Below are 15,221 nucleotides of genomic sequence, written 5' to 3' on the forward strand. Positions count from 1 at the left end.
TCCTCACAAGTGAGCGGGAGATATGTTGTTTTGGGAACATTCAGGGTTGTTATTTGATGCAATTCTATCAGTTGGCAACGATATGTTTTGTTACCTCCCGCAAAAAAATGCAATCCACATTAATTTGCAGTTTGGATTGTGATGCAAATAACATTTTCGTATGGGTGTTCAAGTTCCCTCTCCCTTTTGGGGAGAGGGTTAGGGTAAGGGGTAGTTTTCTAGCGACGACGGTAGTTCTTCTGCGCCGTATTCACCTTATACAGATAGCGACGGGATTCCGCAGACGGGTGGCGGGTGGTGAGGGTGGAGTAGACATCCCCCGGCGCCATGCTGTTGATGATGTTCGCGGCCTGCACCTTGTCGTTTGAGAAGACGCGCAGCACGCTGCCCGCACCGCCGTTATAGGCGGTGATCACCGCATAGCGGCGCGACGTTGGGTTATCAATGCCGCCCAGGTACACATTGTTCAGCATCGCCAGGTAGGCCGTGCCGGTATCAATGTTGCTCTGCGGATCGAACAGATAGCTGCGGCTCGGCGTGCCGGATTTCCCCTGCGCGCGGAAGACGTCTTTCCCGGCGCTGTGCTGCACTACCTGCATCAGTCCCAGGGCGTCGGAACGGCTTACCGCGTACGGGTTGAACGAGGATTCGGTCTGCATAATCGCCAGGATCAACGACTCATCCACGCCGTACTTGCGCGAGGCCTGACGCACCATCCCAATGTACTTATGCGCACGCTTGTCGAGGTGGTTCGGGACGAGGTTGATGGTGACGCTGTAGATAATCTTCAGGCCGTTAGAGCGGCTTTTCAGGCGCGTCTGCAGCAGGTAGTCGGCAAATTTCGTGGCGCGACCTTCCCAGCGGATCGGCTGGCCGGTCTGATCGACAACCTGGCCGTACAGGAACGGCTCTTTCGAGATCGTGATATCGTCGGCATCGGAGTAGAGATCGATAGAGCCCGGATCGTCACCCATCAGCAGGGTTTTGATAATCGCCTGACGGAGTCGTGCCGCAGGGTCGGTTCCTGCGATGGTCTCAACCGTGATCGTACCCTCATCAAAGTTAATGTGGCTACGGGTCTGATAGGCATCGGTGTACTTAACGTAGTCCTTAGGTCCGGCAATAAGAACTTCGTTAAATCCCCATATATTCTCGATGTTGTGGGCAAACTGCCCCATCAAAATGTCAAAACCGTTGGTGTCCTTGATCCAGGCTTCGTTGTAATCTTCGCCTTTTTTTGACGAACACGAGACAAGCAACGGCGCAACAAGGGCTAGCGCTAAAAGTTTTTTCATCATTCCGGGAGTGCGTGTTGTGTTTGCTTTAACGGCGGGGTTTCCCCCGCACGCTGTTATTTTTCCGGTGGCGTATAGCCTTCGATGTGCACGTCTTTACCTTCGAACAGGAAGCTCACCATCTCCTGCTCCAGCAGCTTGCGGTGCTCCGGGTTCATCATGCTGAGTTTTTTCTCGTTGATCAGCATGGTCTGCTTTTTCTGCCACTGTCCCCAGGCTTCTTTGGAGATTTCATTGTAGATGCGTTTACCCAGGTCGCCCGGATAAAGCTGGAAATCCTGGCCTTCAGCGTCACGCTGCAGGAAAGTACAAAAAATCGTTCTGGCCATACTCATTCCTCTTTTTCTTGTCGATGCTAAACCATTGCACCGGCACGTAATTGCTGTAACAGGCGCTCCACGGGAGCCGCCAGTCCGACTGATGGCGGTTGCGCTAAGTTATACCAGAGAGCGGTGCCTTCATCCATGCACGAGACAAATGACGACACGGGAAGCCACATGGGGACAATATCCAGGTGGAAATGGCTGAAGGTATGGCGAAACGCGGTCAGCTGCGTCAGGTTATCGGCAGCAATTCCGCGCTGTTTAAGCCATTCACGCAGCAGGTCTTCATTTTCAAACTGTGGGAAGCAGTATAGACCACCCCACAGGCCGCTCGGTGGACGCTGGGCGAGGAATACCTCGTCGCCGTGCTGCATCAGCAGCATATAGCCGGTGCGCTCCGGCAGCGTCTGTTTGGGTTTCTTACCCGGATATTGCGCCCACGAATGGTTGGCATACGCCACGCAGAGATTATTCACCGGGCAGAGTTCGCATTTTGGTTTTGAGCGCGTGCAGACCATCGCGCCGAGATCCATCATCGCCTGGTTGAAACGCTCGACGCCGTTGGCCGGGGTGACCGCTTCACTTATTTCCCACAGACGTTTTTCAACGTCCTTCTTCCCCGGCCAGCCGTCGACGGCGTAGCAGCGTGCCAGCACGCGCTTCACGTTGCCGTCGAGGATCGGGAAATGCTTGCCTAAAGACAGGGAGAGAATGGCGCCTGCGGTTGAACGTCCTACGCCGGGAAGATCGGCCACCTCATCGAAGGTTTCCGGGAATTTCCCGTTGTGGCGCGTCGCGACCTGCTGTGCGGCCTTGTGAAGGTTACGCGCGCGGGCGTAATAGCCAAGACCGGTCCACAGATGAAGGACCTCGTCCAGCGGGGCGTTGGCCAGATCGGTCACCGTCGGGAAGCGCGCCATAAAACGCTCGAAGTAAGGAATGACCGTGGCGACCTGCGTTTGTTGCAACATCACCTCGGAGAGCCATACTTTGTAAGGCGTTTTTTCAATTTGCCAGGGCAGGGTTTTACGCCCGTATTTGTCGTACCAGTCCAGCACCTGGGCTGAAAATTGAGAGGCTTGCATGGTCATCGAATCGCATAATCAGGGACGCAGATTGCAGCACAGCGTCAATCTGCTGTAAACCGGATCTTTCCCATGCTTGCATAGAAGCCTTAACTTTGGATAATGCCCGTTTCCCGAACATTCTCACAAGCAGACAACTCTTTTATGAAAAACGACGTCATTTCACCGGAATTTGATGAAAACGGTCGCCCGCTGCGCCGTATTCGCAGCTTTGTCCGCCGTCAGGGCCGCCTGACAAAAGGGCAGCAACATGCGCTGGACAACTACTGGCCGGTGATGGGCGTTGAGTTCAGCGAGCAGCCTCTGGACTTTACCGAGCTGTTTGGCCGCGAAGCACCCGTCACGCTGGAGATCGGTTTTGGTATGGGCACCTCGCTGGTGACCATGGCGAAAGCGCGCCCGGAGCAGAACTTCCTCGGTATCGAAGTTCACTCTCCGGGCGTGGGGGCATGCCTGGCAACGGCCCATGAAGAGGGCGTTGAGAACCTGCGCGTGATGTGTCACGACGCGGTGGAAGTGCTGCATAAAATGATTCCTGACAATTCTTTAACCATGGTTCAGCTCTTTTTCCCTGACCCGTGGCACAAAGCACGTCATAATAAACGCCGTATCGTTCAGGCACCGTTTGCCGAGCTGGTGAAAAGTAAGCTGAAGCTGGGCGGTGTCTTCCATATGGCGACCGACTGGGAACCGTATGCGGAACATATGCTGGAAGTGATGTCGTCGCTGGACGGGTATAAAAACCTGTCTGAGAGCAACGACTATGTACCGCGTCCGGAATCGCGTCCGGTAACGAAATTTGAACAGCGTGGCCATCGTCTTGGTCACGGTGTATGGGACTTAATGTTCGAGAGGGTGAAATAATGGCAAAGAATCGTAGCCGTCGTCTGCGTAAAAAGATGCACATCGAAGAATTCCAGGAAGTGGGCTTCTCCGTTGCGTGGCGTTTCCCGGAAGGCACCAGTGTAGAACAGATCGATCGGGACGTGGATGCGTTCATCAATGACGTGATTGAGCCAAACAAGCTGGCCTTCGACGGTAGCGGTTACCTGGCCTGGGAAGGTCTGATCTGCACCCAGGAAGTGGGTAAATGCACCGAAGAACATCAGGCGCTGGTACGTAAATGGCTTGAAGACCACAAGCTCGAAGATGTCCGCGTCAGCGAACTTTTCGACGTTTGGTGGGACTAATAAAGCAGTAAGGGGCCAGCATTAGCTGGCCCATTTTGTCTGAGGGAGTGTTTAAGATGCGCAAAACGTTACTGGCTGTTGCTTTGATGGCAACCGGATTCACCGCCCATGCGGATTATCAATGTAGCGTCACCCCGCGTGATGACGTGGTGTTAAGCCCGCAAACCGTGCAGGTCAAAGGCGAGAACGGCAATCTGGTGATTACGCCGGATGGTAACGTGACGTTTAACGGCAAGCCGCAAAACCTGACTGCCGCGCAGCGCGAGCAGGCGAAGGATTACCAGGCTGAGCTGCGTACCGCACTGCCGTGGATTAACGACGGCGCGCTGACCCGCGTTGAGAAAAGCCGCGTCGCGCTGGATAAGATCATTACTAAAGAAGTGGGTGAGAGCAGCAACATGCGCACCCGCCTGACGAAGCTCGATAAGCAGCTTAAAGAGCAGATGAACCGCATTATCGAGACGCGCACCGACGGCCTGACGTTCCACTACAAGGCGATCGATCAGGTCCGCGCTGACGGGCAGCAGCTGGTGAATCAGGCGATGGGCGGCATCCTGCAGGACAGCATCAACGAAATGGGGGCGAAAGCCGTGCTGAAAGGCGGCGGTAACCCACTGCAGGGCGTGCTGGGCAGTCTGGGCGGCTTGCAGACCTCCATTCAGAACGAGTGGAAGAACCAGGAAGATGATTTCCAGCAGTTCGGCAAAGACGTGTGTAAACGCGTGGTGTCGCTGGAAGATAGTCGGAAGGCGCTGGTGGGGACGCTTAAGTAAGATCTCTGCGCGCTGGGCCCCTCACCCCGGCCCTCTCCCCATGGGAGAGGGTGTAATCGTTCCCTCTCCCTGTGGGAGAGGGTTAGGGTGAGGGCATCAGGCATTGCAGTCGCTGCAGAATAGCCATCAATACCACCTCCTCATTAGCCCTGAATTCATTATTCCAGAACCTTACGACTTCCCATCCGTTCGTATTCAAAAACGCGGTACGACGTGAATCATAGTCCTCTTCACCCTGATGTTGTCCCCCATCCAGCTCAACGATCAGTTTCGCCTTAAAGCAGGCAAAATCGACGATATAGGCCCCAATCGGCATCTGACGGCGAAACTTATACCCAAAGAAACGACGACCTCTGAGCAAATACCAGAGGCGTAATTCTTCGGGCGTCATTTCTTTGCGGAGTTGTTTTGATTTTTCCATCCCCACACTCTGCCAGCCTTTTCCTCAGCCGGCAGAACGGGATGCAAAATCCTGAATAAGCCTTCAGGATTCTTCGGCGAGGAACAGCTCAAGAAGGGAATTTAAGAACAGCTTGCCGTGCTCGGTGATTTGCCAGTATTCCTCACTCTCGGTGAGATACCCCTGCGCCAGCGCCTCGTCGATCTGCGAGCGAATCACCGACTCCGACAGTCCGGTATAACGCGCAAATTCCGCGCGCGGCGCGGCTTCCAGCAGACGGAAGCGGTTCATAAAGAACTCAAACGGCTTATCCGCCGCCTCAACGTCGTGCTGACGCTCCAGGTAGCGGCCTTCCATGTATCCACGCGGGTGGCGGGTTTTGGCGGTGCGCAGAATGCGCCCGTCCGGGAAGGTCACCTTGCCGTGCGCGCCGCAGCCAATCCCCAGATAGTCGCCGAAGCGCCAGTAGTTCAGGTTGTGCTGGCACTGATAGCCCGGCTTCGCGTACGCGGACGTTTCATACTGCTGATAGCCCGCAGCGGTTAGAAGCCTGTGACCCTGCTCGAAGATATCCCACAGCGCGTCGTCGTCCGGCAGCACCGGCGGGCGGGAACCGAACAGCGTGTTTGGCTCGATGGTGAGCTGATACCACGACAGGTGCGGCGGGTTCAGTTCGATCGCCTGGCGCAGGTCGTCCAGCGCCTCTTCCAGCGACTGATCCGGCAGGCCGTGCATCAAATCCAGGTTAAAGCTGCGAAGGCCCAGCCCGGTCGCCAGGTTTGCCGCGCGCTTCGCCTCTTCCGGGCCGTGAATGCGTCCCAGACGTTTTAGCTTCGGTTCGCTAAAGCTCTGCACGCCGATGGAGATGCGGTTCACGCCCGCGCGCTGATACTCGACGAAACGGTCGGCCTCAACGGTGCCGGGGTTGGCTTCCATCGTAATTTCCGCATCCGCCGCCAGGTTCAGGCGCGCGCGCACGCCGTCCAGCAGCGTCTGCATCGCCGGGCCGGACAGCAGGCTCGGCGTACCGCCACCAATGAAAATGGTCTTAACTTCACGTCCCTGTGCGTAAGCGACATCGGCGTCCAGGTCGGCCAGCAGATGCGCAACGTAGTCATCGTGCGGCACTTCGCCCTTCAGCGCGTGCGAGTTGAAATCGCAGTACGGGCATTTCTGCACGCACCACGGGATGTGAATATAAAGACTCAGAGGCGGCAAATTAGCCATTACGCAGTGCTTCCAGTAACAGTTTCAGTGCGCGTCCACGATGGGAAATCGCGCTTTTCTCTTCGCGGGTCAGTTCCGCAGCGGTTTTGCCCTCGGTCGGGACAAAGAAAATCGGGTCGTAGCCAAAGCCGCCATTGCCAGCCGCTTCACGGGTAATCACGCCAGGCCAGCTGCCGTGGCAGACGATCGGCGTCGGGTCTTCCGCGTGGCGCATATAGACCAGCACGCAGTGGAACTGCGCGGTGCGCTGCTCGTCCGGGACGTCTTTCAGGGCGACAAGCAGCTTTTCCAGATTCTGCTGGTCGGTGGCGTCCACGCCGGAATAGCGCGCAGAGTAAATCCCCGGCGCGCCGCCGAGAAAATCCACGGCGAGGCCGGAGTCGTCGGCAATCGCTGGCAGGCCGGTTACCTGGGCGGCGTGGCGTGCTTTCAGGATCGCGTTTTCGATAAACGTCAGCCCCGTCTCTTCGGCGGACTCCACGCCAAGATCGGTCTGGGCGACCACGTCCAGCCCAAAATCATTTAATAGCGAGGCCAGCTCGCGCACTTTACCGGCGTTGCCGGTCGCGAGAACAACTTTCTGCATGGTTTAGTCCTGTTCTTTCAGAGCCGCGACTTCCGTCGGGATAGATTGCGGATTAAGGATTTTTACCTGTTTATGTCGCCCAAGTTCACCTTTTTCAATGATGACCTGGCTTTTGGCGACGCGAAACTGTTTTGCCAGATATTTGGTCAGATGCGCGTTCGCCTGGCCGTCAACCGGCGGGGCGGTGATGGCGACTTTTAACTCGTCGCCATGCAGCCCAACAATACTGTCACGGCTGGCTTTTGGCTGAATATACAGCCGCAAAACCAGCCCGTCAGCGCAGGTGCTTACGGCACTCATAGCGCCATCCACAGCCCCGGCAGCAGCATATTGCCCGTGGACTGTAACAGCTCAGCGATCCCCATGTTGACCACATAGAGCAGCAGAACCAGGATCATCGGGGAAAAATCAATACCGCCCATCGAAGGCAGCAGGTTGCGAATCGGGCGCAGCAGCGGCTCGGCCAGTTGGATCAGCGCATATTCTACCGGACTACGGCCCTGGCTTACCCAGCTCATGATGGCCATGACCAGCAGCACCCAGAAAATCAGCAGGCCGACGGTTTTGACCAGAATCAGGACCGCGGCAATCCAGATAATCGGCTGGAAGGTGATGACCATAAACAGCACGATCGCTTTGATAACGCTCAGAATAAACGCCACCAGCAGCGACGAACTGTCGATGGGACCCATCGCCGGGATAATGCGGCGCAGCGGTCCAACAACAGGTTGCGTGATTTTCACGACAAACTGCGAGAAAGGATTGTAAAAATCACAGCGGGCCCACTGCATCCAGACGCGCAGCAAAAGCGCCATCGTATACAGCTCAAGCACTGTTGAGAGCAGGAAAGTCAACGTCTTCATGGCGTTCCTCAGGTTTCCTTATTATTTTGAGTAGTCGCGCGCACCGAAAATTGCCGTACCGATGCGCACCATAGTGCTGCCTGCCGCGATGGCGGCTTCCATATCATCCGACATGCCCAAAGAAAGCGTGTCTACCGTGTTATAGCGCGCTTTAAGCGCCTCAAATGCTACAGCCATTTGCTGTGCCACGGCAAATTGCCTTTCATAACTTGACTCAGGCGCCGGAATTGCCATCAGCCCGCGCAGGGTTAAGCGCGGCAGTTCGGCCACCTCTGCGGCCAGCGCGTCCAGTTCGCTCAGTGCAATGCCGGACTTGCTGTTTTCGTCGCTGATGTTGACCTGAATAAGCACGTTGAGTGCCGGCATGTCTGCCGGACGCTGGTCATTCAGACGGGTAGCAATACGCAGACGGTCAACGGTATGGCACCAATCGAAGTGCTCTGCCACCAGACGGCTTTTGTTCGACTGCAGCGGGCCAATAAAGTGCCATTGCAGGCTCGTCTTCCCCTGTTCCTGGAAGTAGCGAATTTTATCCACGCCTTCCTGCACGTAGTTTTCACCAAACGCCCGCTGGCCTGCATCAATAGCTTCTGCGATGGCGCTCGCAGGCTTGGTTTTGCTGACTGCAAGCAGCGTAATTTCTTCTGAAGCACGGCCGCAGCGCGCTGCGGCGGCTGAGATTTTGTCCCGGACCTGTGCCAGGTTATGCGCAATGTCGTTCATTTTCCGAGGAGTAGTCTATGGATGTGGAAGAAATTGTGGCCCTTAGTGTAAAGCATAACGTCTCCGATCTACACCTGTGCAGTGATTCGCCACCGCGCTGGCGCAGATTAGGCCGGCTTGAACCCGCTCCCTTTCCGCCTCCCGACGTTGGGGAGTTATTAAAAGCATGGCTTAACGATGAGCAGCAGGGAACATGGTGGGCAAAGGGGCAGGTGGATTTTGCCGCGACGGTGACGGGAGACCAGCGGCTGCGCGGCAGTGCCTTTAAGCAGATGAGAGGTGTCTCTTTGACGCTGCGGCTGTTGCCGCGTACCTGTCCGCAACTCTCTTCGCTGGGCGCGCCGCGGGCGATCCCGGAACTGTTGTCCAATGACGCCGGGCTGATTCTGGTCACGGGGGCGACCGGCAGCGGCAAATCCACTACGCTGGCGGCGATGGTCGATTTTCTCAACCACCATGCTGACGGTCATATCCTCACGCTTGAAGATCCGGTGGAGTTTATCTACCAGAGCGAACGTTGCCTGATCCAGCAGCGGGAGATAGGCCAGCACAGCCCGTCATTTGCTGAAGCGCTGCGCGGCGCCTTACGCCAGGATCCGGACGTTATTCTGCTGGGGGAGCTGCGCGACAGCGAAACGATCCGTCTGGCGCTGACGGCGGCGGAAACCGGACATCTGGTGCTGGCGACGCTGCATACGCGCGGGGCATCACAGGCGATTGAAAGGCTGGTCGATACGTTCCCGGCGCAGGAGAAAGATCCGGTGCGTAACCAGCTGGCCGGCAGCCTGCGGGCGGTGCTGGCGCAGAGGCTGCTTCCCGATCTACAGGGCGGGCGCGTCGCGTTGTATGAACTGCTGGTGAACACTGCGGCGGCGGCGAATTTGATTCGCGAAGGGAAAACGTGGCAACTGCCCGGGATCATTCAAACCGGTCAGCAGGCAGGAATGCAGAACTTTGACCAGAGCCTGGCGGAGAGACGGGCGCAGGGGCGGCTGTAGGCCCCTGTGGTTAAAAGCCCTGGTCGAAATAGCTTTCGAGGATAATCACGGCAGAAGCGGAGTCCACGCTGCCTTTGTTGAGCGCACGGAAGCCGCCGTGCTCAAACAGGCCCGCACGCGCTTCGACGGTGCTAAGACGCTCGTCGTGAAGCTTCACGGAGACGCCAAAGCGGCCATGGATTTTATTGGCGAACTTACGCGCCCGGGCGGTAAGCGGCTGTTCTGTACCATCCATGTTCAGCGGCAGCCCAACAATCACGTCATCCGGCTGCCACTCTTTGAGCAGACGTTCGATAAGATTCCAGTCGGGCGTGCCGTCATTAGCCTTCAGGGCCGTGAGCGGACGCGCGGTACCGGTGATGCGCTGACCCACGGCAACGCCAATGCTTTTGGTACCAAAATCGAAGGCCAGAAGCGTTCCGCTCATCAGGCGTGCCCCGCAACGCCTGGCATGGTCAGGATATCAATGCCAATCAGTTTCGCCGCGTCACGCCAGCGATCGGCGATAGGGGTTTTAAACAGGATATTCATGTCCGCAGGCGCCGTAAGCCAGGCGTTATCGAGGATCTCTTGCTCAAGCTGGCCTTTCTCCCACGACGAATAGCCCAGTGCCACCAGCACTTCAGAAGGCTGCTCTGCGGTGCCCAGCGTTTCAAGCACGTCGCGCGAGGTTGTAATGACGGTGTTATCCGAAATTCGAATGCTGGAAGAGAATACCGGCGGCGTATGCAGGATAAAGCCGCGATCTTCTGCAAGAGGTCCACCCAGCATCACCGGTTTATCAAGCCGGATTTCCGGCAGTCGCGCTTCAGCCGGTATTTTCAGCTTGTCCAGAATTCCTTCAACCTGAAGATTTTCCAGTGGTTTATTGATGATAATACCCATCGCGCCGTCTTCATTGTATTCACAAATATAAACCACGGCACGGCGAAAAATCGGGTCCTGGAGAGCAGGCATGGCAATAAGAAAGTGATGCTGTAAATTCATTGTCAGAGGTACTGTTTCCTGGTTTAAAAAGCGACAGCGCCCAGTATGGGGACAAACACAGGCGCTGTCACTAATAGTATTGTTAGGTTATTTCTGTAAACGTTTTTCGATAGCGTCCATCAGCATTCCGGTGATCGAAATCGGGAATTCCGCTTCAATTTCACGAATGCAGGTCGGGCTGGTGACGTTCACTTCGGTCAGGCGATCGCCGATGATATCCAGGCCAACGAAGATCAGGCCTTTGGCTTTCAGCGTTGGGCCAACGCGGCGGGCAATTTCCCAGTCGCTTTCGGTCAGCGGGCGCGGCTCACCGCGGCCACCGGCCGCCAGGTTCCCGCGGGTTTCGCCACCCTGCGGGATACGCGCCAGGCAGTAAGGAACCGGTTCGCCATCTACCACCAGAACGCGTTTGTCGCCGTCTTTGATCGCCGGAATATAGTTCTGCGCCATGCAGTAACGCGTGCCGAGTTCGGTCAGCGTTTCGGCAATCACGCCAATGTTCGGATCGCTCTCTTTCACGCGGAAAATCGACGCGCCGCCCATGCCGTCCAGCGGCTTCATGATGATATCGCCGTGCTTCTGCCAGAATTCCTTCAGCTGCGCTTTGCTGCGGGTCACCAGGGTTTCCGGCGTCAGGTCAGAGAACCAGGCGGTGTAGAGCTTCTCGTTGCAGTCGCGCAGGCTCTGCGGCTTGTTGACGATCAGCGTGCCTTTCTCTTCTGCACGCTCAAGGATGTAGGTGCTGTAGATGTATTCGGTGTCGAACGGCGGATCTTTACGCATCAGGATGACGTTGAGATCGGCCAGGGCAATGTCCTGCTCGGTGCCGAACTCGTACCATTTGTCGTAGTTCTGCTCGACGTTAACGATGCGGGTGCGCGCGCGGGCTTCACCGTTGATCAGGTAAAGATCGTTCATCTCCATATAGTGGAGTTCATAGCCGCGACGCTGCGCTTCCAGCAGCATGGCGAAGCTGGAATCTTTCTTGATGTTAATGTTTGCGATGGGGTCCATCACGATGCCGAGCTTGATCATGTTCTTCTCCGTTAATGCTTCAACCCAGATCGCCAAACCGTACCTGTAGCGCGGTAATGGCCGTGAGTGCCGTTGTCTCAGTGCGCAGAACGCGAGGTCCCAACAGAATATCAGTAAACTGGTAACGTGCCGTCATCGCAATTTCGTCCGCCGACAGGCCGCCTTCGGGGCCAATCAGCAGGCGTACGCGCTCGACGGGCAGGGGCAGCGTATTGATGCTGGCGCTGGCGCGCGGATGAAGATTGAGCTTCAGCCCGCTCTCCTCTTCTGCACACCAGTCCTCCAGATCCATCGCCGGGCGGATCTCCGGAATACGGTTGCGGCCGCTCTGTTCGCAAGCCGCAATGGCAATTTTCTGCCACTGCTGGATCTTTTTGTTCAGACGTTCCGCATCCAGTTTAACGCCACAGCGCTCAGAAAAAAGTGGCGTAATGAGGCTTACACCCAGTTCAATGGATTTCTGAATGGTGAACTCCATTTTCTCACCGCGCGACATCACCTGGCCCAGATGGATATGCAGCGGTGATTCCCGGTCATCCACTTCGCCACGCAGCACGTTAACGTGTACGCTTTTTTTATCCGACCGCGTGATTTCCGCGTCGAAAACCTGGTTCGAGCCGTCGAACAGCTGTATTCCCTGACCTGCGCCCATGCGCAGCACGCGGCCAACGTGGTTGGCGGCGTCATCAGACAGGGCGATTTCACGGCCTGCGGTAATCAGTTCAGGATGGTAAATGCGGGGAATGCGCATAGTCAGAAATTCCATGTGTCATGCGATATAAGCGAATGGCCGTAGTGTAGGTTAGCTCTTTTGCGCCTGGCAAGCCCGCTGGACGTAAGGGTTGTGATTCCCCTGGACTCTGGCGATGCGCTCGTCGCGCTGGCATTCCCACTCCGTCACCGGGTACTGCTTGTCCCAGGCGTTGAACAGCTGCGTCTGCTGGCGTGAAAGGTTGAGGTCATAACGGTCACGCATATAGAAGTAGGTACGGGCAATGCTGCCGCGCGCGCGGGCAGGGGGCTCGGCGACTTTCTCTTTAAAATCAACCTTCATACCGCACTGGCCGTACTGGCCTTCGCCACCGTTCCACTGGCTGTACATGAAATTACCCCGGTCGCCGTTCACTTCTCCTACGGCAGGCTGCAGGTTATGCATATCGCTTTCCATCTGGCGATAAACCGGATCTTTGGCGCAGTTTTTACGTCCGCCATCCTGCCAGCACTGGCGCTGGTGGCCAAACTGCCAGGCCGGAACGACATGCTCCCATTCAATACGGCTGGCGCGGTTTTCGTTTTTACGCACCTTATAGCCGCAGGACTCAAGGTCAACGACCCCTTTTTTACCCTGCCAGTTAATTTTACAGCCGCAGTAGAAATCGCCCGGCACATCGGCGTTCACCTTCACGCCTGCTGCCTTAGCCTGGGAAAAACTGTTGATACCGTCGGCCAGAGCATGGCCTGAGAGCGCCGTCGTCAGAAAGGCGACCGCGAGAGAAAAATTACGGGACATCTTACACTCCGTGTCAAAACGAGCCCGCAACGTAACGAATGTTGTTCCCGTATGCAATCAGTCAGATCAGGAAAGTTCCTGAAAGTTCAGATGATTATTCCGCAACCAGCGGCTCGCCGCATTTGACGCAGCGGTAGGTCGCCTCGCCGCGCACCACGCGATTATGGCGGCGGACGGTAAGCTGGTGCTGCTGACACTGGCAGCGGTAGGGGAAGGTATTGCGGCGCACCGATTCCAGCTCGAACAGATGGGTGCGGCGTGCCGGAACGCCGAGCACTGCTTCCATCATCCACTTCCACTCTTTCCCGTGCGGCGCGACGCGTCCGAAGTGTTTCCACACCAGCAAATGCGCCAGCTCGTGCGGTACCACTTCCTCGATAAACGCCTGCTGGTTTTCCATCATCAGCACCGGGTTAAGGCGGATCTCATAGGGCTCGAGCCAGGCAGTACCCGCCGCGGTGCCGCGCTGCTGATAAACGATCTTAGGTTCAGGGTAATTGCGGCCGAGCTTCAGGTTCGCCTGGGCGAGTTTTTCCCGCAGGCTGCGCATAACGGCTTGCTGAAGGGCGATGGGAAGACGGGGTGCTTTCATAGGGGCAGAGCATAAAGCGCGAAGCGGGGAGGCGCAAGAGGCGCCTCTCGCATGAGGATCAGTCGTGGGCGCCGATTTCGCGCAGAGGACGACCTTTCATCAGGTTACGTTCAATATGTTCCAGAGAAACGTGTTTGGTTTCTGGAACCAGCCAGATTGTCAGCACAATAAAGAAGATGTTCAGACCGGCGTAGACCCAGAAGGTGTTCGCGTTGCCAAGGGTATTGAGCATGGTCAGGAACGTTGCGCCGACGATCATGTTGGCAATCCAGTTGGTTGCGGTAGAGCAGGTGATACCAAAATCACGCCCTTTCAGCGGCTGGATCTCAGAGCACAGCACCCAAATCAGCGGGCCGGCGCTCATCGCAAACCCGACGATAAACATCAGCAGCATACCTACCGCAAAGTACTGGGCGGTTGGTGAGTGAATGCCCACATGCATCATGGTACCGAGGACGCCCATACCGGCCGCCATCACCAGGAAGCCCAGCGTCAGCGTTGGCTTACGTCCCCAGCGGTCCACCAGACCGATGGCGATAAAGGTCGCCAGCACGTTGGTCAGACCCACGATGACGGTCCCCCACATCTGCTCGGTGGTGTTGGTATAGCCCGCCAGCTCAAAGATTTTTGGCGCGTAATACATGATGACGTTCATCCCGGTGAACTGCTGCATCACCTGAAGCAGCACGCCGAGGAACACCGCGCGGCGGAAGTTGCTGTTCTCTTTAAACAGCGCCCAGCCGGACTGTTTGACCTTCAGGCTTTCGCGGATCTCTTCCAGCTCGTTTTTCGCTTCGGCGCTGGTGTCGCGCAGGCGCATCAGTACGCGTTCGGCATCGTGGAATCGACGTTTCGCGGCGAACCAGCGCGGGCTATCCGGCAGGAAGAAGACGCCAATCAGCAGCAGAATGGCCGGAATGATGATCACGCCGAGCATCCAGCGCCATGCGCCGCTGTAGCTAAACGCGGTATCGGAAAGATACGCGCCCAAAATACCGATGGTGATCATGAGCTGATACATCGAAATCATACTGCCGCGGATTTTCTCCGGCGCGATTTCAGACAGGTAAAGCGGGGCGGTATAGGACGCCACGCCCACGGCCAGACCGAGCAGCACGCGGGAAACCAGCAGGACCTCAACGTTAGGCGCAGCGGCAGAGAAGAGTGAACCGGCAACGAACAGGATCGCGCCGATCATCAGGCTCTTTTTACGCCCAAGCTTGAAGGAGAGCCAGCCGCTGCCGACGGCACCCACTGCGGCGCCGAACATCATGGAGCTGACCACCCACTCCTGGGTGTGAGCGCTGATCTGGAACTCGTCAGTGATGAAAGGTAATGCACCGGCAATGACGCCGATATCCAGGCCAAAAAGTAATCCTGCCAGGGCGGCGAGGAAACAGACGAAGAATGTCATCGCCTTGTTGGACGTACGCCCCTGTTTTTTATTGTCAGGCATTATGCCCTCCAGTTGGGTTATCAGTTTTATTGATGTAAAGGGTAGGTGAGTGACCCGTAAAAATATGTGAGATTAATCACATAGGTGTAATCGGTTACACTAACGTACAACCGTAAAAATAATTAAAGCTTTGAAAATATAGAGGTAAACGAGGTGATATGCATCGCGAAAGAACACA

General features: G+C 56.4%; 20 protein-coding genes. 4 read left to right on the forward strand and 16 right to left on the reverse strand.

Annotation, left to right across the window (positions count from 1 at the left end; translation table 11 throughout):
• Positions 1 to 218: 218 nt before the first annotated feature.
• From mltC to mutY, 3 genes are read right to left on the reverse strand one after another with little or no spacing between them, the layout of a single operon-like run.
• Positions 219 to 1,295 (reverse strand): membrane-bound lytic murein transglycosylase MltC, encoded by a 1,077-nt coding sequence (gene mltC / locus BJ885_RS14720; protein WP_047646327.1) that lies wholly within the window; start codon positions 1,293 to 1,295, stop codon positions 219 to 221.
• A gap of 56 nt (positions 1,296 to 1,351) precedes the next feature.
• The gene (locus tag BJ885_RS14725; RefSeq protein ID WP_023309138.1) at positions 1,352 to 1,624 is read right to left on the reverse strand and encodes an oxidative damage protection protein; all 273 of its coding nucleotides are present in this window, start codon (positions 1,622 to 1,624) and stop codon (positions 1,352 to 1,354) included.
• Between the two features lie 26 nt (positions 1,625 to 1,650).
• Positions 1,651 to 2,703 carry an A/G-specific adenine glycosylase gene (gene mutY, locus BJ885_RS14730; RefSeq protein ID WP_183128635.1) on the reverse strand — a complete coding sequence of 351 codons (1,053 nt, stop codon included), beginning with the start codon at positions 2,701 to 2,703 and terminating at the stop codon, positions 1,651 to 1,653.
• A gap of 144 nt (positions 2,704 to 2,847) precedes the next feature.
• Here mutY and trmB point away from each other — a divergent pair, with 144 nt between their 5' ends.
• From trmB to BJ885_RS14745, 3 genes are read left to right on the forward strand one after another with little or no spacing between them, the layout of a single operon-like run.
• Positions 2,848 to 3,567, forward strand: a complete 720-nt coding sequence (gene trmB, locus BJ885_RS14735; protein WP_047646325.1) for a tRNA (guanosine(46)-N7)-methyltransferase TrmB — start codon at positions 2,848 to 2,850, stop codon at positions 3,565 to 3,567.
• Positions 3,567 to 3,893: a YggL family protein gene (locus BJ885_RS14740; RefSeq protein WP_023333354.1), complete on the forward strand. Its 327-nt coding sequence runs from the start codon at positions 3,567 to 3,569 to the stop codon at positions 3,891 to 3,893. Before trmB ends, BJ885_RS14740 begins: the two co-directional genes overlap by 1 nt.
• 56 nt (positions 3,894 to 3,949) lie before the next feature.
• The gene (locus BJ885_RS14745) at positions 3,950 to 4,666 is read left to right on the forward strand and encodes a DUF2884 domain-containing protein (RefSeq protein WP_023309135.1); all 717 of its coding nucleotides are present in this window, start codon (positions 3,950 to 3,952) and stop codon (positions 4,664 to 4,666) included.
• An 82-nt stretch (positions 4,667 to 4,748) separates the two neighbouring features.
• Here BJ885_RS14745 and BJ885_RS14750 read toward each other — a convergent pair whose 3' ends face one another.
• The 6 genes from BJ885_RS14750 to BJ885_RS14775 all read right to left on the reverse strand — a co-directional run bounded on the left by BJ885_RS14750 (position 4,749) and on the right by BJ885_RS14775 (position 8,465).
• Positions 4,749 to 5,087, reverse strand: coding sequence for an endonuclease domain-containing protein (locus tag BJ885_RS14750; protein ID WP_059347694.1), 339 nt, complete (start codon positions 5,085 to 5,087; stop codon positions 4,749 to 4,751).
• A 63-nt stretch (positions 5,088 to 5,150) separates the two neighbouring features.
• On the reverse strand, positions 5,151 to 6,293 hold the full coding sequence (gene hemW / locus BJ885_RS14755) for a radical SAM family heme chaperone HemW (RefSeq protein ID WP_121932205.1): 1,143 nt from the start codon (positions 6,291 to 6,293) through the stop codon (positions 5,151 to 5,153).
• The gene (locus BJ885_RS14760) at positions 6,286 to 6,879 is read right to left on the reverse strand and encodes an XTP/dITP diphosphatase (protein ID WP_121932206.1); all 594 of its coding nucleotides are present in this window, start codon (positions 6,877 to 6,879) and stop codon (positions 6,286 to 6,288) included. The genes hemW and BJ885_RS14760 overlap by 8 nt, the downstream gene beginning before the upstream one ends.
• Positions 6,880 to 6,882: 3 nt before the next feature.
• Complete coding sequence (yggU, locus tag BJ885_RS14765; RefSeq protein ID WP_023333349.1) at positions 6,883 to 7,179, reverse strand: DUF167 family protein YggU; 297 nt, start codon at positions 7,177 to 7,179, stop codon at positions 6,883 to 6,885.
• Positions 7,176 to 7,742: a YggT family protein gene (locus BJ885_RS14770; protein ID WP_010435467.1), complete on the reverse strand. Its 567-nt coding sequence runs from the start codon at positions 7,740 to 7,742 to the stop codon at positions 7,176 to 7,178. The genes yggU and BJ885_RS14770 overlap by 4 nt, the downstream gene beginning before the upstream one ends.
• Positions 7,743 to 7,763: 21 nt before the next feature.
• Positions 7,764 to 8,465 (reverse strand): YggS family pyridoxal phosphate-dependent enzyme, encoded by a 702-nt coding sequence (locus BJ885_RS14775; RefSeq protein WP_121932207.1) that lies wholly within the window; start codon positions 8,463 to 8,465, stop codon positions 7,764 to 7,766.
• Between the two features lie 17 nt (positions 8,466 to 8,482).
• On the opposite strand from BJ885_RS14775, the gene BJ885_RS14780 reads away from it, so the two are divergent.
• On the forward strand, positions 8,483 to 9,463 hold the full coding sequence (locus BJ885_RS14780; protein WP_121932208.1) for a type IV pilus twitching motility protein PilT: 981 nt from the start codon (positions 8,483 to 8,485) through the stop codon (positions 9,461 to 9,463).
• Positions 9,464 to 9,473: 10 nt separating this feature from the next.
• On the opposite strand, the gene ruvX is transcribed toward BJ885_RS14780, so the two are convergent.
• The 7 genes from ruvX to galP all read right to left on the reverse strand — a co-directional run bounded on the left by ruvX (position 9,474) and on the right by galP (position 15,043).
• Positions 9,474 to 9,890, reverse strand: a complete 417-nt coding sequence (gene ruvX / locus BJ885_RS14785) for a Holliday junction resolvase RuvX (RefSeq protein ID WP_029739223.1) — start codon at positions 9,888 to 9,890, stop codon at positions 9,474 to 9,476.
• Positions 9,890 to 10,450, reverse strand: a complete 561-nt coding sequence (locus BJ885_RS14790) for a YqgE/AlgH family protein (protein ID WP_008499752.1) — start codon at positions 10,448 to 10,450, stop codon at positions 9,890 to 9,892. Before BJ885_RS14790 ends, ruvX begins: the two co-directional genes overlap by 1 nt.
• Positions 10,451 to 10,537: 87 nt before the next feature.
• Positions 10,538 to 11,485, reverse strand: coding sequence for a glutathione synthase (gshB, locus tag BJ885_RS14795; RefSeq protein WP_029739222.1), 948 nt, complete (start codon positions 11,483 to 11,485; stop codon positions 10,538 to 10,540).
• Between the two features lie 19 nt (positions 11,486 to 11,504).
• A complete protein-coding gene (gene rsmE, locus BJ885_RS14800; protein ID WP_121932209.1) occupies positions 11,505 to 12,236 on the reverse strand; it encodes a 16S rRNA (uracil(1498)-N(3))-methyltransferase in 732 nt (243 codons plus the stop codon).
• Positions 12,237 to 12,287: 51 nt separating this feature from the next.
• Positions 12,288 to 12,995, reverse strand: coding sequence for a deoxyribonuclease I (gene endA, locus BJ885_RS14805; RefSeq protein WP_023333343.1), 708 nt, complete (start codon positions 12,993 to 12,995; stop codon positions 12,288 to 12,290).
• A gap of 94 nt (positions 12,996 to 13,089) precedes the next feature.
• Entirely contained in the window at positions 13,090 to 13,587 is a 498-nt protein-coding gene (locus BJ885_RS14810) for a SprT family zinc-dependent metalloprotease (protein WP_121932210.1), read from the reverse strand.
• 58 nt (positions 13,588 to 13,645) lie between these two features.
• On the reverse strand, positions 13,646 to 15,043 hold the full coding sequence (galP, locus tag BJ885_RS14815; RefSeq protein ID WP_023309123.1) for a galactose/proton symporter: 1,398 nt from the start codon (positions 15,041 to 15,043) through the stop codon (positions 13,646 to 13,648).
• Between the last annotated feature and the right edge of the window lie 178 nt (positions 15,044 to 15,221).

Origin of the sequence: Enterobacter sp. WP_7_1, from assembly GCF_003688535.1 — a bacterium.
Classification (GTDB): Bacteria; Pseudomonadota; Gammaproteobacteria; order Enterobacterales; family Enterobacteriaceae; genus Enterobacter; species Enterobacter asburiae.